The sequence below is a fragment of the Rhizobium sp. BK650 genome (genome assembly GCF_014195325.1).
In the GTDB taxonomy this organism is placed as follows: Bacteria; Pseudomonadota; Alphaproteobacteria; order Rhizobiales; family Rhizobiaceae; genus Rhizobium.
The window spans coordinates 565,355-589,432 of sequence record NZ_JACIBK010000002.1 but is presented as its reverse complement, the minus strand read 5'-3'; the positions used below and the strand labels follow the sequence as shown (position 1 = coordinate 589,432).

The following is a 24,078-nucleotide window of genomic DNA, read 5'->3' as shown; positions in this document are numbered from 1 at the left end:
CTGCGACAATACAAGCGGTTGAAATTAAAAGGAAAACCGCGCCTTTTAAGCGCGGTTTCCAAGTTGCCGCCCAATGGCAGCATAAGGTTTGGTCCAGCTTCGGCCGCCGCCTTAGCTGCGGAAGAGCGTGAGGACGTTCTGGGCGCTGGAATTTGCGATCGAGAGCGACTGGATCGCCAGCTGCTGCTGTGTCTGCAGCGCCGTGAGCTTGCTCGATTCCTCCTCCATGTTGGCGTCGACAAGGCGCCCGACACCCGAGTCGATCGAGTCGCTCAGAGCCGAAACAAAGTTTTCCTGCAGGTCGATACGGTTGGAGATGGAGCCAAGCTGAGAAGCTGCCTTCGTCATCGCCTCCAGGCCCGATTCGATTGCCGTCAGTGCCATAGCGATCTCCGCCTGACCAAAGCTAGTGATGTTCATAGTATAGATCGACCCGATCGTGCCGTTGGAGCTGCCGATAATGCCGGTGCTCGAATCGATAACCCCGGTTGAGGTCATGCCGAACAGGACGTTACCGTTGGAGGCCGCGTCCAGGACATAGTCGGTCGTCTTGACCGAGACATTGCCGTTGCCGTCGCGGACGAAGGTGGAAACGACGCTCTTCGTCGTATTGCCAGCGACCCAGTTTTCACCGGAGAAGGAAGCCGACTGCGAGATGCTCATCAACTGAGCCTGGAGTTGGCTGATCTCTTCCTGGACCTTGGTCTTGTCGACGCCCTTCTCGGTGGCGGCGACGATCTTGGCCTTGATTTCGGTCACGACGTCGATAGCGTTGTCCATGGCGGTGTAGGCGGTGTCGACCTTTGCGGCGCCGAGGCCGAGAGCATCGGAAACGGCCGAGACGGCCTTGTTGTCGGAACGCATGGTCGTAGCGATCGACCAATAGGCTGCGTTGTCTGCTGCCTTTTCAACGCGATAGCCGGAAGATACGCGGTTTTGGGTATCCTCAAGATTATTGCTGATGCCGCGGAGCGTCTGGAGGGCGGCCATAGCCGCTACGTTAGTCAAAATACTTGTCATGAAATGATTGCCCCTTGTTGGCAGACGTTAATAAAAGGGACATTCGGGAATAGCGCCCGGGAACGACGATCAGCCTTCATGCCTGTTAACCCGTTCTTAAATTTGGTTAACTCGTCGTCTCGTTGGGACGCAGAAGACAGCAATATGGTTAATCAACCGTTAACAGAAATTAAAAAAGCCGCGCTCCATCGAAGCGCGGCTTGATTTGTGTAGGTCCCGCCGGTTACCCCGCGGATTATATTTCGCGATCCTATCAGCCGCGGAAGAGCGACAGGATGTTCTGCGAAGAGGAGTTGGCGATCGAGAGCGACTGGATCGCGAGCTGCTGCTGCGTCTGCAGAGCAGAGAGCTTGGAGGACTCTTCTTCCATGTTTGCGTCGACAAGGCGGCCGATACCGGAGTCGATCGACTTGTGAAGCGCGTTGACGAAATCGTCCTGCATGGTGATGCGGGTGGTGATCGAACCGAGCTTTGCGCCGGCCGAAGTCATGCCCTTCAGGGCGTTTTCAACGTTGGTCAGAGCGAGACCGAGGTCGGTCAGGCTGAGGTTGGTGATATCGAGGCTGTAAACAGAACCGACAGAACCAACGCTCGAACCCAAGATGCCCGTGGAGGTCTCGATCTGGCCGCCGCTCATGCCGAACAGAACGTTGCCGGTCGAGCTGTTGTCCAGGACGTAGTCGGTCATCTTGACGGAAACGCCGTTCGAACCGTCACGAACGAAGGCGGAAACAACGCTCTTCGTGCCGTTGGCGCCAGCAACCCAGTTTTCACCGGAGAAGGAAGCCGACTGAGCGATGCTCACCAGCTGGTCCTGCAGCTGGTCGATTTCTTCCTGAACCTTCTTCTTGTCGACGCCGTTTTCGGTTGCGGCAACGATCTTCGCCTTGATTTCGCCCACGACGTCGATGGCGCTGTCCATGGCGGTGTAAGCGGTGTCAACCTTGGCAGCACCGAGGCCGAGAGCGTCGGAAACGGCCGAGAGAGCCTTGTTGTCCGAACGCATGGTCGTTGCGATCGACCAGTAGGCAGCGTTGTCAGCGGCCTTGCCGATACGGTAACCGGAGGAAACATGTTCCTGGGTCTTCTGGAGACCCTGGTTGATGCCACGCAGCGTCTGGAGAGCTGCCATTGCAGCGTTATTGGTGTTGATGCTCGTCATAGTTTGCTTGCCCCTTTTGGCAGATCATAGGAAGGGACATTCCGGATTTGGGCCGGCCCACAGCGATCAGCATCATGCCTGTTAACCGTTCTCGTTAGGGTTAACTCGCCGTTTCGATGGGCCTAGAAAACAGCAAGATGGTTAAAGAAAGCTAAATTTGAAAATGAAATTTGGTAAAAATATCTGATACTTAGAAGCGTTTCTATTAACCTTATGTTAAAACATTCGAGGCCGGGAGCTACCCGGCCTCGACATTTTTCGCGATGTGGCTGAGCCGTTCTTAGCGGAAGAGCGACAGGATGTTCTGCGAAGAGGAGTTGGCGATCGAGAGCGACTGGATCGCGAGCTGCTGCTGCGTCTGCAGAGCAGAGAGCTTGGAGGACTCTTCTTCCATGTTTGCGTCGACAAGGCGGCCGATACCGGAGTCGAGAGACTTGCTCAGGGCGTTGACGAAATCGTCCTGCATGGTGATGCGGGTGGAGATCGAACCGAGCTTTGCACCGGCAGAGGTCATGGCCTTCAGGGCATTTTCGACGTTGGTCAGAGCCGTGCCGAGGTCAGTGTTGCTGAGGTTGGTGATGTCGAGCGAGTAGACCGAGCCGACAGAACCCGTGGAAGAACCAAGGATACCCGTGGAGGTTTCGATCGAGCCGCCGCTCATGCCGAACAGAACGTTGCCGGTCGAGCTGTTGTCCAGGACGTAGTCGGTCATCTTGACGGAAACGCCGTTCGAACCGTCACGGACGAAGGAGGAAACAACGCTCTTCGTGCCGTTGGCGCCAGCAACCCAGTTCTCACCGGAGAAGGAAGCCGACTGAGCGATGCTCACCAGCTGGTCCTGCAGCTGGTCGATTTCTTCCTGAACCTTCTTCTTGTCGACGCCATTTTCGGTAGCGGCAACGATCTTGGATTTGATTTCGCCAACGACGTCGATGGCGCTGTCCATGGCGGTGTAAGCGGTGTCAACCTTGGCAGCACCGAGGCCGAGAGCGTCGGAAACAGCGCCGAGAGCCTTGTTGTCCGAACGCATGGTCGTTGCGATCGACCAGTAGGCAGCGTTGTCGGAAGCCTTGCCAACGCGGTAACCCGTGGAAACGTGGTTCTGCGTGGTGTTCAGGCCCTGGTTGACGTTACGCAGCGTCTGGAGAGCTGCCATTGCGGAATTGTTCGTGTTAATGCTCGTCATAAGTGTGTCCCCTAGAAAACTAGATACAAAAAAGGAGGACATACCGGACTATAAATACCGGCGATGACGGACCAGCTTCATGCCACTCGGTGCCTATATTTCCTGGCCCAAACCCGTCATGTCCAGGGCAATCTCGCAGCCAATACTTGCCAACTTCTTAAAGGCTGAACTCCGTGCCAAGCGCTTCAATTCCATGGTTAATGTTGCTTGAATCCGCCTCCGATGCGGCTTCGCCAAAAACAAGCATCCGACTGCACCGGTTTCAAGCAAGCTTCGAATGGCAGTGTGGCAGAAGCCGGGATAGCATCGTCGGGCAACCTGCATTGCGCGGGCGGCCTGATTGCGCTCCCGCAAATCACCAATTCATGCCGGAAATTTCCTCACGGAGTTAGGTTTTGAACAGCAAAGTTTCGTTCTCGGCGGCATCCCGGGACTATCAGGCCGGCCGCTACACACAGTCCCTGGCGACGCTCAACCAGCTCATCGATACCCAGAAGGACGCCAAGACCTACGCTCTTCTGGCCAAAAACCTTTTGCAGCTCGGCTTCAAGACAGATGCCGCCAAGGCCTATGGACTGGCCGCCGATTGCGCCGGGCAAGGTGCGTTCGAATTCCTGAAGACTGCCGCCAAGATCCACCTTGAGGCCGGCAACGAGGACGAGGCTCTTCTGATTGCGATGCGCAATCTCGGCAAGGCGCAGGAAGATGCGGAACTCGCCTTCATTATCGCATCGATCTATTTGCGCCGGCAGCGACGCGATCTCCTTCGCCCCTTCAAAAAGGTTCTATCGGAGAGCCAGAACCCGGAGCATGGCCGCCTCGCCGCGCTGTTGCTGAACGACGACCTCATGGACGAGACGAACCAGACACTCGCCCGCAACCTTTTCCGGCGCTACCCTGGCAATCTCGCCTTCCGCTTCCTCTATCTCGTCTGCGTGCGCGAATTCAACGAATTCGATGAAGCGAACAAGCACCAGGCACCGATCGACGCCGCACTCGCCAAAAACGAGCTCGATACGCTGAGGAAGGATAACCCTTTCTATCACCTGCACTGGTGCGGCAACGAGGATTACAATCGTTACGCAACCATCGGCACGAAGCCGCTCGACCCGGCTCGGGTGGCCTACCGGCGCGGCCTGCCGCATTCGTGGTCCAAGAACATTCGTATCGGTTACATGTCCTCGGACTTCTGGGATGCGCATGCGACGATGAAGCTGCTCCAGCGCGTCCTCGAACTTCACGACCGCAATCGTTTCGAAATCACGCTCTTCGACCATACCCAGCCTGAATATCTGGAGAAGAACAGAACCGATCGCAGCCGCTGGGGCAAGATCATCGATGTCTACGGCCTCTCCGACGAAGCGATCCTGAAGACTGTCCGTGCCGAAAACATCGACATCATGGTCGATCTCAAGGGTCATACTTCGGGAAGCCGCGCCTCCGCCTTCAATCTGCCGTTGGCGCCGATCCACGTCGCCTGGCTGGGTTTCCCTGGCAGCACGCTCAATGTCGATCTCGATTATGTCATCGGCGATCACTCGGTGCTGCCGGACGTGGCAAAACCCTTCTACCACGAGAAATTTCTGCGCATGCCGGAAAGCTATCAGCCGAATGACCCCGCGAACCGCCCACGACCGCAGCCGGTGACCCGCGAGCAGCTCGGCCTGCCGGAAGATGCCTTCGTGTTCGCATCCTTCAACGGCAACCGCAAGATTACCTCGCAGGTGGTCGACAGTTGGTGCAGGATTCTCAAGCGTGCGCCAGATAGCGTGCTCTGGCTGATGGCGAATACGGCCCGTAACAAGGAAAACCTGCTGGAGCGCTTCCAGGCCGGCGGGATTTCGCCGAAGCGGATCATCTTCTGCCCGCGTGCGCCATATGAGCAGCATATCAGCCGCCAGCAGGCGGCCGACCTCGGTATAGATACCTTCCCCGTCAATGGTCACACCACTACCTCGGAACAGCTCTGGGGCGGCCTGCCGGTGCTGACGGTGAAGGGCACCAATTTCGCCTCGCGTGTCAGCGAGAGCCTGCTCAGAGCAATCGATTTGCCCGAACTCGTCGCCGACGACCTGCAGGCCTACGAGGATCTGGCTGTCGAGCTCGCGCTCAATCCGGAACGCGTCGCCGGCTACAAGAAGCACCTGCAGGCGAAGCGTTACATGGCGCCGCTCTTCGATGCCGAGCGCTTCTGCCACCACCTCGAACACGCCTACGAGCTGATGGCTGATCGCAGCAAGCAGGGCCTCGCTCCCGATCATATCGACGTTCCGGCGTTGCCGCCGCGCACCGAGCCTTTCGGTTCGAACGGCTAGGCCACGCAGCAGGCCCATTCACAAACACAAAACCCGCCGGATCGCTCCGGCGGGTTTTGTGTTTGTGAATGGGAATGGCGCGAATTAGCTGTCGGCCTGCCGTCAGCTGAAAGAGCGCACGAGACTTCCGACCAGAAGGTTCCAACCGTCGATCAGCACGAAGAACAGAATTTTGAAGGGCAGCGAGATCGAGGTCGGCGGCAGCATCATCATACCCATCGCCATGGTGATCGTGGCAACGATCAGATCGATGACGAGGAATGGCAAGACGATGAGGAAGCCGATTTCGAAACCGCGCCTAATCTCAGAGATCATGAAGGCAGGAAGAAGGATCCGGTAGTCGATGGGCTCGGTGGTCTGAATGTTCTGGCCGCGCTCTCGGGCAAGGTCTGCAAAGAGAGCCAGGTCCTTGTCGCGTGTATTGGCCGACATGAACGTGCGGAACGGCTCGGCAATGCGCTGGACCGCCGTCGCCTCGTCGATCTGGTTGGCCAGCAACGGCTGAACACCGTCCTGCCAGGCCCGGTCGAAGGTCGGCGACATGACATAGAAGGTCATGAACAGCGAGAGCGACAGAAGGATCATGTTCGAGGGGGTCGAAGACAGACCCATGCCCGAACGGAGGATCGAAAAGGCAATGACGAAGCGCGGGAAGCTCGTCACCATGATGAGGATGCCCGGCGCGACCGAAAGCACGGTCAGAAGGCCGAACGTCCTGATGATCCAGGCGGCGACGGAGCCGTCGACCGGGATGTTCAATAGATCAGTCGGCAGCTGCTGGGCTACCGCCAGTTCCGGCACCGCCATCATGGCGGCAAGGAAAGCTATGAGTCGAATCATTCGATGACAAAGGTCCTGAAGATGACCTTCGATACGCGCCCTTGAGAGCGAAGGTCAACACGTTCCTGGATGTCATCCTTGAGATATTGAAAGCCGCGCGGCCCTTCGATCTGCTGAAGGGAAACAGTTCTGATATAAGCGAGGATATCCTGGTGAATATCCTCGGCGACCTTGACATCCGGCTGCCCGTTGAACATCAGCGCCACCTCGAGTCGAATCCAGTTTTCCGAGGGATAGGCCAGGTTCGATGTGACAGGGTCGAGCAGTACGATGTTGTTGGCTTCGGTGGCAATTTTCGGAAGACCGCCCTCGGCCTTCTTCTTGGCCTCCGCCTCCTTTGCCTGTTCTGCCTCCGCGGCGCTGCGGATGTTCGGGGCCACCATGTTGCCCACCGCCCAACCACCGCCAGCTCCCACGAGCGTCAGAACGGCAAGGCCGATGATCGTCATCATCATGCCGCCCGACTTCTTTTTCCCGCCTTCGCCTGTTTCGTTGTCTGCCATCTTGTTCAGCCTCAGAGCGGCGAGAAGAGATCGATAGCCTGCTGGCCGCGCGGCGGCTGCTGCACTTCCATCAGGCGGCCGCGGCCACCGTAGGATATGCGGGCTTCGGCGATCTTGTCGTAGGAGATCTGGTTATCCGAATTGACGTCCTGCGGACGCACGATACCGGCAACGTTGAGGATGCGCAGTTCCTGGTTCAAGCGGACTTCCTGCGAGCCGCTGATGACGAGGTTGCCGTTTTCGAGAATGCCTGTCACGACTGCGGCCACGAGAAGGTTGAGCTTGTCGGTGCGCTCTATCTTGCCCTTACCGTCCGTACTCGTATCGGAGCCATAGGTCAGATCCGTCTTGGATTGAGGCGTCCAGCCGAAGATCTGCGCATCAACATCCCAGTTCATCCCGCTCGAATTTTTGCGGCTGCGGTTGGTTTCGTTGTCGAAGGATCCCTTGTCGTTGATCTGGATAACGACCGTCAGGATGTCGCCGACATTGAGCGCACGCGCATCCTTGAAGAGGGCAGCCTGCGAATCGCTCCACAACGAATAACCCTGCGCCACGGCACGCGGCTGCTTCGGATAGAGCGCCATCTGCGGCGTCTGGCCATAGGCGAGACCGCTGCCGATCGGGCTCATGGCGGGCGCGCGGCCGATCTCCCTAACTGCCGTGGACTGACAGCCTGCAAGGAGGGCGACGGCGGCGATCACAGCCGGTAAACGCTTATTCATGAAGGATCCTTCGAGGTATTGGGATCAGATGCACTTGCGATGATGCCGGCGATTTTTGCGGCCTTGGTGGAATCCATCTCGTTCAGGATCTGGCTCGACTGGCGCGGCCCAAGCCGCATGATGACGGCGGCGGCCAGTTCTGGCCTGACGTCCTGCAGCTGCAGGGCTGCCGCATCCGGTTTCATCTTCTTGTAGATATCCGTCAGGCCGGCTTCAGCCTGCTTGAGGAAATCATCGCGCCGCTTCAGCCAGTCCTGGTATTCTGCCTTGCGCCTGTCCATTTCGGCAATGCGACTGTCGATATCAGCGCGCAGCTTCTCAAGTTCCTGCTTCTGCAGAAGGTAGCGCTGGTCCCGAGCCGGATCGGCGATATTCGTGCAGAACTGCTTGACCTCGTCCGTCGAGGTGATGTCGCCTGCCGGAGCCACGTCCTGAGCGAAGGCACCGGGAATGGAAAGCAGCACCAAGCCTGCCGCCGGCAGGGTCAGCCGGCGCAGAAGGTCGATGATTGGGCTCCGGTTCGTGATATCCATCATTGCAGCACAAGCTCCGCCTGCAGGGCGCCAGCAGATTTGATGCCCTGGAGAATGGCGATGATGCCATCCGGTTTGACGCCGATATTGTTGAGACCGGCGACGAGGGTGCGGAGATCGGGACCGTCGATGATGGCGACCCGTCCGCCGGTCTTCTGCGCTTGGATATCCGTCTGCGGCTGGACTGCGGTCTCACCACGCGAGAAGGGCTCCGGCTGGATGATCTGCGGCGTTTCCGTCACCTGCACCGTCAATGTGCCGTAGCTGACGGCGACCGGTGAGACGCGGACATCCGAGCCGATGACGATCGTTCCCGTGCGTTCGTTGATGACGACCTTGGCCGGCGTGTCGGTTTCGACCACGAGATTTTCGATATCGGCCATCAGGCGGGTCAGATCGGCTTCGCGCGGCTTCGCGATGACGACTTCCTGCGAATCCTTGGCTTCGGCGACCGGGCCGCCGAAACGGGCTTTGGCATAACCGTTGACGATATCGGCAATACGGATCGCCGTGGAGAAATCGGGATTGCGCAGCTGCAGGACGAGGTTGATCGAATCCTTGAAGCGGGACGGCAGCTCGCGCTCGATGATGGCACCGCCAGGGACGCGACCAGCGGTCGTGACACCTTCGGTCACAGTTGCGGCCACACCCTGCGCCTGGAAGCCGGAGACGATGACTGCGCCTTGCGCGACAGCATAGATCTGACCGTCGGCGCCTGACAGCGAGGTCATAACGAGTGTGCCGCCGCGCAGCGACGTCGCATCGCCAAGCGAACTGACCGTCACGTCGATACGACTGCCGGGACTTGCGAAGGGCGGCAGGTTGGCAGTGACCATGACGGCAGCGGTATTTTTCGCATTCGACTGACCGCCTTGCGTGGAGATGCCGAGGTTCTGCAGCATAGCGCGCATGGACTGCTCGGTGAAAGGCGAAGCACGGAAACCGTCGCCGGTGCCTTGCAGGCCGACGATGAGGCCATAGCCGATGAGCTGGTTGTCACGACCGGCCTGAAGCGAGGCAATGTCCTTGATGCGAGATGTCAGCGCCCACGCGGGCGCGACATCGGTCAGGCTCATCGCCAGAACCGCAATAAAGCTCAGAATCCGAAAGAAGAACTTCATTTTGCCCTCACATGGACCGTGCCGTCGGCGAGCACGGTGCCGCTGACGATGACGCCGGAATCCATATTGCGTGCACGGATCATCTGGCCGGTCGCACCGTCTTCAAGAGGCGATCCGGCAGCGGAAATGGTCATCTGGCCGAGCTGGAAGACCAGTCGGATACTGGAACCGCGCGTGACCGTGTAGGGCTCGCGCAGGGCAGAGATCGAAATCGTCCGCCCCGGCAGGAGCGTGCGCTTGGAAACCAGGCCCTCTACCTGAGAGACCGACTTTGCATAGTCTCCGGCGAGGTTGGGATTGGTGACCTCGACTTCCTGAAGCTGGCTGCTCGAAATCGTGTCGCCGGGGTAGATGATCGTCGTCGGAACGACGGCATAACCCATGCCGGCATCCGCTGCTGCCGGCATGACCATGCCGGCGATTGCGATCGTGGCCGCAGCCACCCATCCTTGGATGTGTCCTGCCCGGCGAAACATCATGTTCGGCCCTTTCCTCTTACTTCAGGTTCTTGCTGACGATGGATGCCATTTCATCAGCTGTCGTGATTACCTTGGAATTCATTTCGTAAGCGCGCTGGGCCGATATCAGCTCGGTGATTTCCTTGACCGGATCGACGTTCGAGGATTCCAGGTAGCCCTGCTTGAGGTAGCCCATATTGTCTTGGTCAGGATTGCTGACGACGGCTTGACCGGATGCCGGTGTTTCCTGAAAGAGGTTGTCGCCGATTGGCTGCAGGCCTGCCTCGTTGACGAAATCGGCGAGCGTGATCTGGCCGAGAGTGGTCGGTGTGGTCTGGCCGGGCAGCTTGGCGGTGACTTCGCCGGAGCGACTGATCGTCAGTTCGGTAGAGCCCTGCGGAATGGTGATGCCCGGAATGACTTCGTAACCGTCGATGGTGACGAGCTGACCCTGGTCGTTCTTGTTCAGAGCGCCAGCACGGCTATAGAGCGTCGTGCCATCGGTCGACTGGATTTGAAAGAAGCCCTTGCCGACGATCGCAACGTCGAGGTCGTTGCCCGTCTGGGTCAATTCGCCCTGGAGATGCAGGTTGCGCACGGCCGACGTCTGGACGCCCAGACCGATATTGGCGCCTTCGGGAACGACAGCCTGATTGGCGCGGTTGGCGACACCCTTGGCGCGTTCGGTCTGGTAGAGAAGATCGGTGAATTCGGCGCGGGCGCGCTTGAAACCGGTTGTATTGATATTCGCGATGTTGTTCGCGATGACTTCCAGATTGGTCTGCTGGGCATCCATGCCCGTTGCTGCGATGGCGAGCGCTCTCATGTGTTCGTCCTCAAATCAGTTACATCTGCATCTTGGTGACTTCGAGGAAGGCCGAGACGACCTTGTCGCGAATAGCGATGGCAGTCTGGAGCGTCTGCTCCGCCTGCAGCATGGAATCGACGACTTCGCGCGTGGAAGCCGTGCCCTTGATGCCGGCAAAAGACATGTTTTCCGCGCCCTTCAGGCTGCTGACGGCTTCGCTCGCCATGTTGCCCATGACGGAGGCGAAGCTCAGGCCGTTGGATATGCCGGCCGCGGCAGATGAGGGCGCGGCCGAAGAAGAGGCGGAATTTTCGGTATCGATGGCGCCGAGGGCGCGGGTCATCGAAAGATTGCTGACATTCTGTACGCTGCTGATCATTATTGTCCGCTCTTCAGGAGATCGATCGTCGAGGAGATAAGGTCGCGAGTCTGCTTGATCGTCTGCAGATTGGCGTCATACGAGCGGTTGGCTTCACGCATGTCGGCCATCTCGATCAGGATGTTGACGTTTGGCATCTTGACGATGCCCTTGTCGTCGGCAGCAGGGTTGCTCGGGTCGTATTCCTTGGTGAAATCGCCTTCGTCGGTCCCGATCTTCTTGACGTTGACAGTCTCGACGCCGCTGGCGCGATCCAGCTGCTGCCCGAAGGTGATCGTCTTGCGGCGATAGGGATCGGCACCGGGCGTATCGCCGGTCGAACGGGCGTTGGCGATGTTTTCCGAGACGATCCGCAGACGTGTCGACTGCGATTCGAGCCCGGAGCCTGCGATTTTCATTGCTGCTGAAAGCGGATCCATCCGTCTACTTCCTTACCGTCATCAACATCATTCGATGAAACGAACTGACGAGCGAGGTATTCAGGTCATACTGACGCTTGATCTCGCCCGACTTCGAGAGCTCTTCGGCGACACCGACGGTATTGCCGGATTCCTGGACACCGATTTCCTGGTCGAGAGCGGCGTCCTTCACGTCGATGTCGCCGCTCGTGCTGAAATCGTTGCCGCTCAAATGCATCGGGTTGGTACGCGTCATTGTCACGTCGGACTGGTCGAGCACCGCCTGAAAAGGCGTCACGTCCTTCGCGCGGAACTTCGGCGTGTTTGCATTCGCGATGTTGCCGGCAACAACCTCCTGACGGATCGTCAGCCATTCCGCCTGCTTTGAAGCCAAGTCGAAAAGTTGAATCGGTTGCATGAGAACTCTCCGTTTTTACTACGCTCAAACTAGGGCGGTAATCTTGCGTGGGACTTACGGTAAATGCAGGCTTTGCAGGCCAATCTTCGGGATTACTCGCCGACCTCGACGACCGCCGCCCGCCCGCTTAATCGAGTGAGCTTCGCAGCGTCCTTTGGTCTGAACTAGTTGTTTCCGTAGACCTCGCCCTTGGAGGTGACGATCACCCACTTGCCATCGCGCTGTTCCAATGTGGCAAGGCGGCTTTCGTCAGGCAGGATCGAACCGACGCGCACAACATACATGCCCGAGGGATCCTCGATGAGCGCCCGGCCGTTGGCCACATGCAGCAGACGGAAAGAGCCCTTACCGGGGAAAGGCTGATCTTCCATCGGGGCGTCGCCGTCACGCTCCTTGCCAAGCTCCGAAACAGTCGCCGTCGTGACGTTATCGATAGGCGGAACCTTCTTGTCGGGCTCGTTCTTGTTGACCATCGCAAGCGGCGAAACGCTGAAGACATTGCGCGCCGGCCAATCCGGCAGCGTGCGTGAGCCCCCTGTGTCGGCAACGTTGATGCCGAACTTGTCTTCGTTGAAGAAGACATACCAGGGGAAGAAGGCGGAAGCGCCCGCAAGCGCCAGACCGACAAAGGTCAGCATGCGGTCGAGCAGCGCCCCCTTGTTGCGCCCTTTCAGCGCCGCGATCTGTTCGTCGTCGTAACCGGCCATGATCAGGCCCTCCTTTGAATGGGCGCACTCGGAGTGGGTACGCCGGCGGCGGCCTTGAGAGCACCGGCAAGATCGGCGAAGGCATCGAGCGATTCGCGCTCTCCGGGAGACTGTTTCAGGACGTCATAGATGATCGGCACCTGCTTGACCGCCATGTCGAGATCGGGATCGGCACCAGGCCGGTAGCCGCCGATGAGGCGCAGGTCGCGCGTTTCCTCAAAGCGGTGGATCAGTACCTTGAGGCGGGCAACCAGCTTCTCCTGATCAGGAGTCCAGGCCTTGCGGGCGAGACGCGAAATGGAGGCCAGCGGATCGATCGGCGGATAGCGACCCTCCTCCGCCAGGCTGCGCTGGAGAACGATATGGCCATCCAGAATACCGCGCGTGGAGTCGGCGATCGGGTCGTTATGATTGTCGCCATCGACGAGGATGGAGATGATCGCCGTGATGGTGCCGGTGCCTTCCGGGCCGGGACCGGCGCGTTCCAGAAGACGCGGCAGTTCGGTAAACACGGAGGCCGGGTAGCCGCGAGCGATCGGCGGCTCGCCGGATGCGGTCGCCACTTCGCGAATGGCGTGGGCAAAACGCGTCACGCTATCGACGATGAAGAGGACGTTTTCGCCTTTGTCGCGGAAATGCTCGGCGATCGTCACGGCGGTCAGCGGCGCCATCTTGCGCAGCATCGGACTTTCGTCGCTGGTGGCAACGACTGCGATTGCCTTCTTCATGTTGCTGCCGAGCGTATCCTCGATGAATTCGCGAACTTCGCGACCACGCTCGCCGACCAGAGCGATCACCACCTTGTCGAAGGCGTCGGCGCGGGCGAGCATCGACAGCAGCGTCGACTTGCCGACACCGGAGCCGGCGAAAATACCGAGGCGCTGGCCGAGGCAGAGCGGCGAGAAGATATCGATCGCGCGCACACCAGTCTTGAAGCCGTTTTCGACGCGCCGACGCCTCATTGAAGGCGGGGCGGTGTTCGAGATCGAACGGCGGTCCAGGCCTTCGCTGATCGGGCCAAGACCATCGATCGGCTCGCAGAGAGAATTGATGGTGCGGCCGCACCAGCTGTCTGACGGAGAGATGCGGAAAGCACCCTTGCGGATGACGACGTCATGGATGCCGATCGGCTCCCCCGGTTCGATAGGGCAGACATAGATCAGATCCGGCTCGACCCTGACCACTTCGCCAAGATGGATGCCAGTCGCGGATTTATGCGCTACGAACTCGCCGAGGCGCACATGCCGGGAAAGGCCGCGGACGGTATAGTGGCCGGCGGCGATCGTCTGCACGCGACCGCCGTGAGCCACCGAGAATTCGGGCGAGGCATAGCGTTTTGCAAGGTCGCCGAGATGTGTAAGCTTCGGCGAGAGCGCGTCCTCGGTCAACAGGGTGGTATTCATACTTCACGCCCTGCCCTTAGCGGCTACCGCCCAGCGTCTGTACTGCTTCCTTGAACGAGTCTTCGCTATCGCGCATCAGCGACGATACGCTCTCGAAGGCCCTGTTGACCTCGATGAGCTGTGTCATCTCATGCATGGCATTGACGTTGGAATTTTCGAGATAGCCCTGCTCGACGCCGACATTGAAGCGATCGACCACCGCGCGCGGCTGGTCAGTCGTCATGATGCCGCTGTTTTCGAAGCGAAGGTAACCCTTGCTGACATCTGCTTCAAAGAGACCGAGTGAAGCGACCTGGCGGTCATTCTGATAGATGATACCATCCGTGCCGACCTTCGGTTCGCCGCCGGCAGTGTTGAGTACGATCGGCGCACCGCCGGCATCGAGAACCGGATATCCGCGGATAGAGACCAGCTCGCCGGTATCGCGAATTGTGAAGCGCCCGTCCCTTGTCAGAACGCGGCCGGCGGGCGTGTCAAGAGAGAACCAGGCGTCGCCCTTGACTGCAAAGTCGAGCATGTTGCCGGTATGCTGCATTTCACCGTGAGTGCCGTCCAGATAGTCGTTGCCCTGGGAGACGAAGGCGACCTTGGTGTTGGTCTTGTTCTGGTTATTCGCCATCATTTCGTCGAACTTCACCTCCGTGCCGCGAAAACCGGTGGTGTTCACGTTGGCCATGTTATCGGCGATCGTCGTCAGGCGTTTTTCGAGGGCCATCTGCGACGACAGGGAAACGTAAAGACCGGATTGCATGTCGGTAAGCTCCACATTGGCGATAAACGGGACGAAACACCTGGCTCCTTTTCGTTCGGCCACGGGTTCCGCTGAGCGGCATCTCAGACATGGGCGCGCATGGGCCCACTCGTCACGTTCAATGTGAAGGCAAATCCTTGTGCGAAGCTGACAGCGCAATCGAATGCCCAAAAGCCGCTTTCATCAGCCTCACGCAAGGCACAAACCCTATCGGTGGCAAAGAAAAGTAACGTTCAGATTGGGCTGACGATGAATATTATTATCGGATTTGTAGTTGTCTGCGGCTGTATCGTCGGTAGCTTCATGGCGATGGGCGGCGAAGTCGATGCCCTTTTTCAGCCCTTCGAATTCCTGATCATCGGCGGCGCAGGCATCGGCAGCTTCATCATGGCGAACCCCATGAAGGTAGTGAAGGACTCCGGCAGGGCGCTCGGCGAGGCCTTCAAGCACTCCGTCCCGAAGGAGCGCAACTATCTTGACACGCTCGGCGTGCTCTATTCGCTGATGCGCGACCTGCGCACGAAATCGCGCAACGAAATCGAAGCGCATATCGACAATCCGGCCGAATCGACGATCTTCCAGTCAGCCCCAACGGTCCTGAAGAACAAGGAACTGACGGCCTTCATCTGCGACTACGTGCGCCTGATCATCATCGGCAATGCGCGCTCCCACGAGATCGAGGCGCTGATGGACGAAGAAATCAACACCATCCTTCATGACAAGATGAAGCCCTACCACGCGATCCAGATCATGGGTGATTCATTCCCAGCCATCGGTATCGTTGCGGCAGTTCTCGGCGTCATCAAGGCGATGGCGCACATCAACGACTCGCCGGAAGTGCTCGGCCACCTCATCGGCTCGGCACTCGTCGGCACATTCCTCGGCATTCTGCTTTCCTACTGCGTCTGCTCACCGCTGGTCTCGCAGATCAAGGTGGTGCGCTCCAAGCAGCACCGCCTCTATGTCGTCGTCAAGCAGACCTTGCTTGCTTACATGAACGGCTCGGTGCCGCAGGTCGCCCTTGAATACGGCCGCAAGACGATCTCGGCGTACGAACGTCCGTCGATCGACGCAGTGGAACAGGAAATGATGAACCCAGGTGGCGAAAACAAGGCAGCTTAAATGACTATGAGCAATGCTTCGCATGACAAGCAGACAATGGATCCCGCCCTTCTCGCCAAACTGACCGGAGGTCTCGGCGACAAGGGCAGGGTTGCCAAGCTTTGCAGCTCCTTCGGCGATATCTACAGCGAATTCCTTCCAGACATGCTGAAGAGCGAAACCGGTCTCGACGTGACAGTGGGCTATCTAGGCTGCGAGATCGGTTATAAGAATGATCTGATCGACGATCTCAGCACCAACATGACGCTGGTCGATGCGACGCTGCGCAATTGGTCCCAGAACATCACCATCGGCTGCGGCAACGGCTTTGTCATTACCCTGATGGAGCATCTGCTTGGCGGTAGCGCCGAAACGATCGAGGAGCCAGCCGACCGGCTTCTTTCCGTGATCGAGCTCGATCTCGCCGGCATGGTATTCGACAAGATTTCCAAGGTGCTGCGTTCCGCCGTCAACGCGCCAGGCGGATTCGAGCCCAGTCTGTCGGCTCCCTATGCTCTTGAAGCCCGCATTCGCCCGCCGGAGGACCGTCCCGACGAATTCGCAGCTGCGATCAACATGTCGATCACGCTTGCCGGCATCGTCTCGGAGTTCAGTCTGATCGTCCCCCAGACCGCACTTTTGAAGACCAAAGTTGCGCCGCCGAAACCGAAAAAGCAGCCGAGCAAGTCGCCGGAATGGACGGAGCAGATCGGCGATCAGGTTCGTCGTTCGCAGGTGACACTCGAAGCCAAGATACGCCTGCAGGATCTGACGCTGCGGACCATTTCCAAACTGATGGCCGGCGACATCATTCCCTTCCGTGACAGCGGTGACGTACGAGTCGAAGTCAGCGCCAATAGCCGGGAATTGTATGTGTGCGAGTTCGGTCGTTCAGGCGACAATTATATGGTGCGTGTGAAAGACACCATGAATTCGGATGACGAGCTGATCCGGCACTTAATGAATTAATCGGTTCTCTCGCTCTCGGCGCCGCAAAGGCAGTTTGAGGCAAGTTTCAACTGGAATAGTGATTTCATGGCTACGAAGAAGACACAGCAGAATAGTGACCTCTCCCTGGACATGCCAGGCAATGAAGCCGATCTGGATCAGGCTATCGACGATCTGCGCGGCGTGCTGAAGAAAGATTCGGACGGCGACCTCTCACAGTTCGGCGATGACCTGCAGAGCGATGCTTTCGCAGCAGGTACAGACCTCTCGCCTTTCGGGGGCGATGCCGGCGAAACCTCCTTTGGGGACGGCGATTTCTCAGGCAGCGATTTCGGTGGCAGCGATTTCGGGGGCGGTGATTTCGGTGGCGATGCCGCGGGCATGAATGCGTTAAGCGCCTCCGGCCTTGACGCCGCGCCAAGCTTCGGCGGCAGCTCCTTCCAGTCCCAGCAGGCACCGCTCGGCAGTGCGCTGAACTCGAACCTCGACCTGATTATGGATATTCCCATCGATGTCCAAATCATGCTCGGGACGAGCCGCATGCAGGTATCCGGCCTGATGAACCTCACCGAGGGTGCCACGATCGCGCTCGACAAGAAGATCGGCGAGCCGGTCGAAATAATGGTGAACGGCCGCCGGATTGCGCGCGGCGAGATTACGGTTCTTGATAATGACGACACGCGATTCGGTGTAAAACTGATAGAAGTTTTGAGCACGAAAAAAGCCTGATCCCTGTGTGGGACGGAGAGGTTAGACCATGATGGACTTTGACGATTTCGGCGGCGCACTTGCCGGGAAACCGTTGACCCAGGCTGAAAAGGCGGCGGCAGTTCTTCTCGCTATGGGGAAGGGCGTCGCCGGCCGACTGCTGAAATATTTTACGCAGGCCGAGTTGCAAACCATTATCGCATCTGCCCAGGCACTTCGCGCTATCCCACCGGACGAGCTTCTCCAGCTTGTCAGCGAATTCGAAGATCTCTTCACCGAAGGCGCCGGCCTGATGGACAACGCCAAGGCAATCGAGGCCATCCTTGAAGAAGGGCTGACGCCTGACGAAGTCGACAGCCTGCTTGGCCGACGCACCGCCTTCCAAGCCTACGAGACTTCCATCTGGGACCGCGTCGCCGAGGCGGAGCCTGGTTTCGTCGCCCAGTTCCTGCTGCGCGAGCATCCGCAGACCGTTGCTTATATCCTGTCCATGATGCCTTCGTCCTTCGGAGCGAAGGTACTGCTGCAGCTTCCCGACAATCGCCGCGCCGACATCATGAACCGCACGGTCAACATGAAGGGCGTCAGCCCGAAGGCCGCGCAGATCATAGAAAACCAGGTGATGACGCTGCTGGCCGAAATCGAAGCGGAGCGCAACGCATCCGGCTCGGCCAAGGTCGCCGACCTGATGAACGAAATGGACAAGCCGCAGGTCGACACCCTGCTTACCTCGCTCGAATCGATCAGCCGCGAGGCGGTCAACAAGGTTCGTCCGAAGATCTTCCTTTTCGAAGACCTCATGTTCATGCCGCAGCGCAGCCGCGTCATGCTGCTCAACGATATCTCCACCGATGTTCTCACCGTCGCATTGCGCGGCTCATCGGCTGAAATCCGCGAATCGGTGCTCTCAGCCATCAGCCCGCGCCAGCGCCGCATGATTGAATCGGATCTGCAGAGCGGCATGGCCGGCGTCAATCCGCGCGAGATCGCGATTGCCCGACGTGCCGTTGCGCAGGAAGCGATCCGCCTGGCTAATGCCGGGCAGATCGAACTCAAGGAAAAAGAAGGCGGCCCGGCGGCAGCCTAGAGCTATCGCAGCTGTTGACAAGACCGTTCGCCGGCGAGGCAGCGGTTGAACGGCGGCAAGCACCAGACTACCCTTCACGGAAACGGGCCGCGCTCCAGCAGCGGCCTTTTTCTTTGACGGAGGGCCGCGCATTTGGCCGATGAAGACAAGGACAGCAAAACAGAAGCCCCTACCGCGAAAAAGCGGTCTGATGCGGCCGAAAAAGGTAATACTCCTCATTCGCGCGAAATTTCCATTTTCGCGACGATACTGGCGACTTTCATCTATCTCGTCTTCTTCCTTCCAACAGCAACGTCACGTATGGCCGAAACGCTGCGCGACATCTTTGAGCAGCCAGATCAATGGAAGATCGAAACCGGGCCTGATGTCATCTCACTCTTTGCGAAGCTTGGCTGGGCCGTGGCTGCGTTTCTGGCTCCTGCATTCATCATGTTCATGGTGTTCGGCATCGCTTCCTCCGTCTTTCAAAACTTGCCGACGCCGGTTCTCGAGCGTATTCGTCCGCAGGCATCGCGTATTTCAGCAATCAAGGGATGGTCGCGGCTTTTCAGCCTCCAAGGCCTCATCGAATTCGGCAAATCGCTCTTCAAGGTGGTGGTCGTCGGAGTGATTCTCTCCTTCGTCCTCAAAAGCGAATATTTCGGATCGATCGATGCGATGTTCTCCGATCCGCAGACAATCATGGTTCGCATGATGACGGCGATGCGTAAGATCGTCATCGTCATGCTGATCGCCACCGCTATCGTCGCCATCGCCGACGTCTTCTGGACGCGGTATCATTGGTTCACCGAGCTGAGGATGACGAAGCACGAGGTGAAAGAGGAAAACAAGCAGTCGCAGGGCGATCCCTTCGTCAAGAGCAGGCAGCGCTCCGTCATGCGCGACCGTGCCCGCCGGCGTATGATCTCCAGCGTCCAGCGCGCCACCCTCGTCATTGCCAACCCGACCCATTATGCCGTGGCGCTGCGTTACGTTCGCGAGGAAAACGACGCACCGGTCGTCCTTGCCAAGGGCCAGGATCTTATCGCGTTGAAAATCAGAGAGATCGCCGAAGACAACAACATCCCCGTGTTCGAGGATCCACCTCTTGCGCGCTCCATGTTTGCGCAAGTCTCGGTGGATAGTGTCATACCGTCAGTCTTCTATAAGGCCGTCGCAGAACTCATTCATCGGGTTTACGCCGCGGAGGCCAAGAACAAACGGGTAAGATAAGTCGAATGAAAAAGTGCCCCTACTCTGCCCAGCGTGAAAAAATCCTTGCGGAGGCGATCAGCCCGGTCGCAACCGAGCTCAGGCTTCTGGACGCATCCGATCTGATTTCTCTGCTGCGTTTCGAGTATTACGGCAATCTCGCCGACCTCGTCGCTTCCGCCGCGGAATTGTTTTTCCATCCCGGCACTGTCAACTTCGGCCTGGGTGGAAATTATACGCTGGAATGGGGTGGCAAGCCCGAAGTTGTGCTCGATCTCGAAATCAAGCCGCGCGGCGTAACCGTCTATGCGCAGCTGACTTTGGCTGAAGACCATGCCGGTATCGAGATCAATCATATTTCCTTCCAGAACGCGTCAGGCGATCCGGATCAAAACACGGCTTTCCTTGAAAAAAGCCTGCGTGAATCGCGCTATACGGTGGCAGGGCCACGGGCGCTCGCTGGCTAAGGCAATTTTCCCGCTTGGAACTATCAGGCCCGGCCCGCAAGGCGCCGGGCCTTGCTGCATCAGCTGATATAGCCCAAGCGTATCGCCTTGGCGATCGCCTGGATCCGATTGACCGAATCGAGCTTGATAGTTGCCGAACCGAGATAGGCGTTCACCGTGTGGACGGACAGGCCGAGTTTGTCGGCAATTTCCTCGCTAATGCGGCCGTCGCCAGCAAGCTGAAGACAGGCAATCTCGCGCTCGCTCAATGCTTCGGTCGCCGCTGCACGCCGCTCATCGAGCGATAGCAGGTCCATCATGATGTTGCAGCACCGACCGTGTAGCTCGACAATCGCATCGCTCCGAGGATCGAGGTCGTCGCCCGTGAAGAGCACGAAGCCGTTGCCAACGGCGCCGAGTCGCACCGGAAAGGCAAGGCCGGAAAAGGGTACTATTCCGTCTTTCAGCCTCACCATGAAAGGTGAAAAGTCGGCTGGACCGGGAGCCGCACGATCATGGCTGCCCGCCCAGAACAGCGGCAGCAGCGAACGATCAATATGGTCGAGCAAAGTATCGCCGTGGGCATCGACGAAGGCCTTGCCGAAGCCGGAATTCGAGGGACCCCAGTTCTCCAGCTCGCAGATCAGCCGCTGCTTTGCCGGTACGCCGGAGCCGCTGACACGAAAGACGGCGAAAGCTTGGGCGTCCGCAAGCTTTTGCATGGCAATCAGGCGCGGGAAAAGGTCGGACCGGCTGGAAATCCTGTTCGCACGCACCATGCGCATCTGGTCCGTATTGCTTATTGCCCTGCCCAGTTGATGCCCCATAATCTCCCTCAAACGAGATTGTTGCGAACGGCAAAGGCTATCGCCTCGGAACGCGTCTTCGTTGCAGTCTTACGCATCACGCTGGTGATGTAGTTATTAATGGTATTACGCGAGATACCGAGGATCATGGCAATCTCGTCGCTGGTCTTGCCCTCTGCGATCCAGAAGAGGCATTCCAGCTCTCGCTCCGTCAGTTCGAAATCGCGGTCAACCTTCGTGCCCCCGCACCGAAGGAAGCTTGCGAAATAGCCCGCAAGGAGGCCGACATCCCGCAGACGTTCCGGCGAAAGTACGAAGCCTTCCTTGAACAGAAACATCAGCGCCAGCCTGGAGCGGCCGACATTGAAGGTCAGCGAGCAATATTGGTGGCTTGCACCATATGGAACTTCAGTTCTCTCGGGCAGAAGCGCAAAGCCCGGCTGCAGCACCTGCATGCACTTCTCGAACTCTGTCGAGCGCGCATAACCGGTGACCAGATCATTAGCGACGTCCTTCACCAGATCGAAAGGCCAATCGGACGAAACGATAAAATCCAGGCCGCTTTCCTGGATGAGGTCGCAGCGCGCCATCAGATAATGCATGGCCCCGACATAATCGGTTAGCGCCCGCAAGCCGGCCTGCAGTTTGCCGGTTTCAGCAATGACACGCAGGCAATCGATCAGTTCGTCGCGCGGCTGAAGGTCTGCCACATTGACGCCGACGAAGTTCGCCATCTGCTTCTCGCCTTTATTCGCCTGAAATATATCCATATCCATTGGCAGTGCCTGCGGCTGAGAAACTGTCGATTCTCGCATAGAAATTCAGTTTTGTGAAAGGGATTCAAACACATGCCCCACGCGAATCCCACTTCGAATCACCTAAGCGTAAGCCAAGCAGAGTAAATCACCATCTCCGACTTCTGGGGATTTACTTTCGCGAACTTTCATGCGGTGATTCGACAACCCCTCCACTCTCGCAGAGATATGCTGAGCTAAGATGATTCTGGCATTGACCGCAATGTTCCTCGCCCTATGCGCGAGTGGCGGCGGGCGGGATTATCGTTAACAATGATCTAATTGTCACAGTTCGGGACCAATTGAACGACGTACCGGCATGCCCACAGGAAGCAAATCTCAAGCACGTAAAAGCAATGAACTACCGTTGTGATGGAGATATACTTTCGGCCCACTCCACGCAGGGCTTGGTTCTTCCGCGAAGCGATACAGCACTCTTCACATCGGAATTCTCCGTCACGAGAGAGACCGGCTCTTCGCGACCCGGTTGGAGTTTCCAATAGCGTTCGTTAGGCCCTCTACAGATGAAAAAGGCCGGTTTCCCGGCCTTTTCATCATGCTGCTTCGTCGATAGCCCATTTCCTGAGGATCTTTGCGGCGCGCTCCTCGTTGATCTCCACCATGCGAGCAAGCTTGCGTTCCGGACCTTCCTTGACGCGCCGGTTGAAATTGCCGTCGTCGTCGCCAAGGCTGAGCAGATCCTCGGTGCTGTCGAAGCCGAAATCGGAGCCGAAGCCATCCATGAGCGCGCCGCCCGCGGAAGCGCTCGCCGGTGCGAAATCCGGCAGTTCCAGGCCTGCAGATTCCGGTGATGTATCGCCGAGCGCTACTGCGGAGGAGCCGGAACCATTGACGGTGCGGATGAGGGGACGAACACCAAGCCAAACCACGACGAAGGCGACAGCGACGAAGGCAAGCGAGTTGATGATGCCAGCGAGGTTGCGGCTCAGCATATCCATGACATGGATGCCGCTGTTGGCTTCGTCGAGAAGCTGGTTCTCCAGGAAGTCCATTGCGGTGACGGTGACCACGTCGCCGCGGCTGGAGTCGATACCGGCGGCCGAAGCGACGATCTTCTGCATTTCGGCGACATAGGCGTCCATCTTGGCCTGGTCCGCCGGTTCGCCAACCATCTTGGCGATGCGGCCCCTGTTGACGACCACGGCGACCGAGAGTTTTTCGACCCGGTAGCTGTTGCGCGTCGTGGCCGTGGTCTTGCTGTTGATTTCGTAGTTCGTCTGTTCTTCGCGCTTGTCGGACTTGTCCTGCGACTGCGGACCGTTGGCGCCGCCGGCCTGAGGCGCGGCCTGCGGAATGTTCTGCTCGACCGTCGTCGCGTTGTCGGCCTGGTTCTGCTGTGACTGCTGCGCTTCCTTCGTGGAGCGGACAGAGCGCTCGACCTTGGATTCCGGATCGTAGGTGGTTTCCTGGATCTGCTGGGCGTCGGTGTTCAGGTTGGCCGTGACGCTGGAGCGGAAGTTGTCCATGCCGAGGAAGGGTGCGAGGGCCTTATCGATATTCGATTCGACTTCCTGCTGGACGTTCTGAACGATGTTGAGCGAGCGGTTAAGCGTACCGTTGGCGGCGTCATCGCCGGAGGCAAGAAGCTGGCCGGCGGAATCGAGGATCGTCACGTCGGCGACATCAAGCCCCGGCACGGCCGAGGCGACGAGGTGGCGGATCGAGGTGGCGGCGTTTCGCCCTGTCGCGGCACTGGCGCGAATCATCACGGAGGCCGTCGGCTTCTGTTCGGCTTTACGGAAATTGCCGACCTCGGGCATGACGATGTGGACGCGCGCAGCGGTGATGCCGGAGATCGACTGAATGGTGCGAGCAATTTCACCTTCGAGAGCGCGCACGCGAGTCACTTCCTGCATGAAGGAGGTGAGGCCGAGGGAACCGACGTTATCGAAGAGTTCGTAACCGGCATTGGCGCTGTTCGGCAGACCTCGTTCGGCGAGCAACAAGCGGGCTTTGCCGGTCATGCCGGCCGGTACGGTGATGCTGGAACCGTCGGTTCCGACCTGGAAATCGATGTTGCTTTCGGCGAGAGCCAAGCTGATCTGGTTCAGATCCGGCTTTTCAAGGCCGACGTAAAGCGTTTCCTGGGCCGGTTTGTTGACGAAAATGGCCGCCGCCAGAATGATTGCGATGGAAGCGGCGCCGACCCCACCAAGGATCATCAAACGCGTCCGCCCAAGGGAACCAAAGTTCTTAAAGATCTGAACTAATTGATTTAACAGATTCATTCTGTTCTCGCACAATCCGTC

The 24,078-nt window shown here is 58.4% G+C and carries 26 protein-coding genes; 7 read left to right on the top strand and 19 right to left on the bottom strand.

What is annotated here, in order from left to right:
* Positions 1–111: 111 nt before the first annotated feature.
* The 3 genes from FHX15_RS07225 to FHX15_RS07215 form a co-directional block, all read right to left on the bottom strand.
* On the bottom strand, positions 112–1,020 hold the full coding sequence (locus FHX15_RS07225; protein WP_184394998.1) for a flagellin: 909 nt from the start codon (positions 1,018–1,020) through the stop codon (positions 112–114).
* A gap of 253 nt (positions 1,021–1,273) precedes the next feature.
* The gene (locus FHX15_RS07220) at positions 1,274–2,182 is read right to left on the bottom strand and encodes a flagellin (RefSeq protein WP_184394996.1); all 909 of its coding nucleotides are present in this window, start codon (positions 2,180–2,182) and stop codon (positions 1,274–1,276) included.
* A gap of 280 nt (positions 2,183–2,462) precedes the next feature.
* On the bottom strand, positions 2,463–3,368 hold the full coding sequence (locus FHX15_RS07215; RefSeq protein ID WP_184394994.1) for a flagellin: 906 nt from the start codon (positions 3,366–3,368) through the stop codon (positions 2,463–2,465).
* 395 nt (positions 3,369–3,763) lie between these two features.
* Here FHX15_RS07215 and FHX15_RS07210 point away from each other — a divergent pair, with 395 nt between their 5' ends.
* Entirely contained in the window at positions 3,764–5,683 is a 1,920-nt protein-coding gene (locus tag FHX15_RS07210; RefSeq protein WP_184394991.1) for a glycosyl transferase, read from the top strand.
* Positions 5,684–5,785: 102 nt separating this feature from the next.
* On the opposite strand, the gene fliP is transcribed toward FHX15_RS07210, so the two are convergent.
* From fliP to flgF, 13 genes are all read right to left on the bottom strand, one after another.
* Positions 5,786–6,523, bottom strand: coding sequence for a flagellar type III secretion system pore protein FliP (gene fliP, locus FHX15_RS07205; RefSeq protein ID WP_184394989.1), 738 nt, complete (start codon positions 6,521–6,523; stop codon positions 5,786–5,788).
* Positions 6,520–7,026 carry a flagellar basal body-associated FliL family protein gene (locus FHX15_RS07200; protein ID WP_184394987.1) on the bottom strand — a complete coding sequence of 169 codons (507 nt, stop codon included), beginning with the start codon at positions 7,024–7,026 and terminating at the stop codon, positions 6,520–6,522. The genes fliP and FHX15_RS07200 overlap by 4 nt, the downstream gene beginning before the upstream one ends.
* An 11-nt stretch (positions 7,027–7,037) precedes the next feature.
* Positions 7,038–7,751, bottom strand: coding sequence for a flagellar basal body L-ring protein FlgH (gene flgH, locus FHX15_RS07195; RefSeq protein WP_132652645.1), 714 nt, complete (start codon positions 7,749–7,751; stop codon positions 7,038–7,040).
* On the bottom strand, positions 7,748–8,287 hold the full coding sequence (locus FHX15_RS07190; protein WP_184394985.1) for a MotE family protein: 540 nt from the start codon (positions 8,285–8,287) through the stop codon (positions 7,748–7,750). Before FHX15_RS07190 ends, flgH begins: the two co-directional genes overlap by 4 nt.
* Entirely contained in the window at positions 8,284–9,405 is a 1,122-nt protein-coding gene (locus tag FHX15_RS07185; RefSeq protein ID WP_184394983.1) for a flagellar basal body P-ring protein FlgI, read from the bottom strand. The genes FHX15_RS07190 and FHX15_RS07185 overlap by 4 nt, the downstream gene beginning before the upstream one ends.
* Positions 9,402–9,884, bottom strand: coding sequence for a flagellar basal body P-ring formation chaperone FlgA (gene flgA, locus FHX15_RS07180; protein WP_184394981.1), 483 nt, complete (start codon positions 9,882–9,884; stop codon positions 9,402–9,404). The genes FHX15_RS07185 and flgA overlap by 4 nt, the downstream gene beginning before the upstream one ends.
* 16 nt (positions 9,885–9,900) lie before the next feature.
* Entirely contained in the window at positions 9,901–10,689 is a 789-nt protein-coding gene (flgG, locus tag FHX15_RS07175; RefSeq protein ID WP_184394979.1) for a flagellar basal-body rod protein FlgG, read from the bottom strand.
* 19 nt (positions 10,690–10,708) lie between these two features.
* The gene (locus FHX15_RS07170) at positions 10,709–11,050 is read right to left on the bottom strand and encodes a flagellar hook-basal body complex protein FliE (protein ID WP_184394977.1); all 342 of its coding nucleotides are present in this window, start codon (positions 11,048–11,050) and stop codon (positions 10,709–10,711) included.
* Positions 11,050–11,469, bottom strand: coding sequence for a flagellar basal body rod protein FlgC (gene flgC, locus FHX15_RS07165; protein ID WP_184394975.1), 420 nt, complete (start codon positions 11,467–11,469; stop codon positions 11,050–11,052). Before flgC ends, FHX15_RS07170 begins: the two co-directional genes overlap by 1 nt.
* Before the next feature lie 4 nt (positions 11,470–11,473).
* Complete coding sequence (gene flgB / locus FHX15_RS07160) at positions 11,474–11,866, bottom strand: flagellar basal body rod protein FlgB (RefSeq protein WP_132652652.1); 393 nt, start codon at positions 11,864–11,866, stop codon at positions 11,474–11,476.
* 164 nt (positions 11,867–12,030) lie between these two features.
* Positions 12,031–12,573, bottom strand: a complete 543-nt coding sequence (locus FHX15_RS07155) for a flagellar protein (RefSeq protein WP_184394973.1) — start codon at positions 12,571–12,573, stop codon at positions 12,031–12,033.
* Between the two features lie 2 nt (positions 12,574–12,575).
* A complete protein-coding gene (gene fliI, locus FHX15_RS07150; protein ID WP_184394971.1) occupies positions 12,576–13,976 on the bottom strand; it encodes a flagellar protein export ATPase FliI in 1,401 nt (466 codons plus the stop codon).
* 16 nt (positions 13,977–13,992) lie between these two features.
* Positions 13,993–14,727: a flagellar basal-body rod protein FlgF gene (flgF, locus tag FHX15_RS07145; protein ID WP_184394968.1), complete on the bottom strand. Its 735-nt coding sequence runs from the start codon at positions 14,725–14,727 to the stop codon at positions 13,993–13,995.
* A gap of 249 nt (positions 14,728–14,976) precedes the next feature.
* On the opposite strand from flgF, the gene motA reads away from it, so the two are divergent.
* The 6 genes from motA to FHX15_RS07115 all read left to right on the top strand — a co-directional run bounded on the left by motA (position 14,977) and on the right by FHX15_RS07115 (position 20,229).
* Positions 14,977–15,849: a flagellar motor stator protein MotA gene (gene motA / locus FHX15_RS07140; RefSeq protein WP_184394966.1), complete on the top strand. Its 873-nt coding sequence runs from the start codon at positions 14,977–14,979 to the stop codon at positions 15,847–15,849.
* The gene (locus tag FHX15_RS07135; protein WP_184394964.1) at positions 15,850–16,797 is read left to right on the top strand and encodes a FliM/FliN family flagellar motor switch protein; all 948 of its coding nucleotides are present in this window, start codon (positions 15,850–15,852) and stop codon (positions 16,795–16,797) included. It begins immediately after the preceding gene.
* 66 nt (positions 16,798–16,863) lie between these two features.
* Positions 16,864–17,505, top strand: coding sequence for a flagellar motor switch protein FliN (gene fliN / locus FHX15_RS07130; RefSeq protein ID WP_184394962.1), 642 nt, complete (start codon positions 16,864–16,866; stop codon positions 17,503–17,505).
* A 28-nt stretch (positions 17,506–17,533) separates the two neighbouring features.
* Positions 17,534–18,571, top strand: coding sequence for a flagellar motor switch protein FliG (gene fliG / locus FHX15_RS07125; protein WP_184394960.1), 1,038 nt, complete (start codon positions 17,534–17,536; stop codon positions 18,569–18,571).
* A 132-nt stretch (positions 18,572–18,703) separates the two neighbouring features.
* Entirely contained in the window at positions 18,704–19,783 is a 1,080-nt protein-coding gene (flhB, locus tag FHX15_RS07120; protein ID WP_184394958.1) for a flagellar biosynthesis protein FlhB, read from the top strand.
* A gap of 5 nt (positions 19,784–19,788) precedes the next feature.
* The gene (locus tag FHX15_RS07115) at positions 19,789–20,229 is read left to right on the top strand and encodes a hypothetical protein (RefSeq protein WP_184394956.1); all 441 of its coding nucleotides are present in this window, start codon (positions 19,789–19,791) and stop codon (positions 20,227–20,229) included.
* 59 nt (positions 20,230–20,288) lie between these two features.
* Here the strand turns inward: FHX15_RS07115 and visR are convergent, their stop codons facing one another.
* The 3 genes from visR to fliF all read right to left on the bottom strand — a co-directional run bounded on the left by visR (position 20,289) and on the right by fliF (position 24,057).
* Positions 20,289–21,035 (bottom strand): transcriptional regulator VisR, encoded by a 747-nt coding sequence (gene visR / locus FHX15_RS07110; protein WP_184394954.1) that lies wholly within the window; start codon positions 21,033–21,035, stop codon positions 20,289–20,291.
* An 8-nt stretch (positions 21,036–21,043) separates the two neighbouring features.
* Entirely contained in the window at positions 21,044–21,790 is a 747-nt protein-coding gene (visN, locus tag FHX15_RS07105; protein ID WP_184394952.1) for a transcriptional regulator VisN, read from the bottom strand.
* Positions 21,791–22,362: 572 nt separating this feature from the next.
* Positions 22,363–24,057, bottom strand: coding sequence for a flagellar basal-body MS-ring/collar protein FliF (fliF, locus tag FHX15_RS07100; RefSeq protein ID WP_184394950.1), 1,695 nt, complete (start codon positions 24,055–24,057; stop codon positions 22,363–22,365).
* Positions 24,058–24,078: the final 21 nt, after the last annotated feature.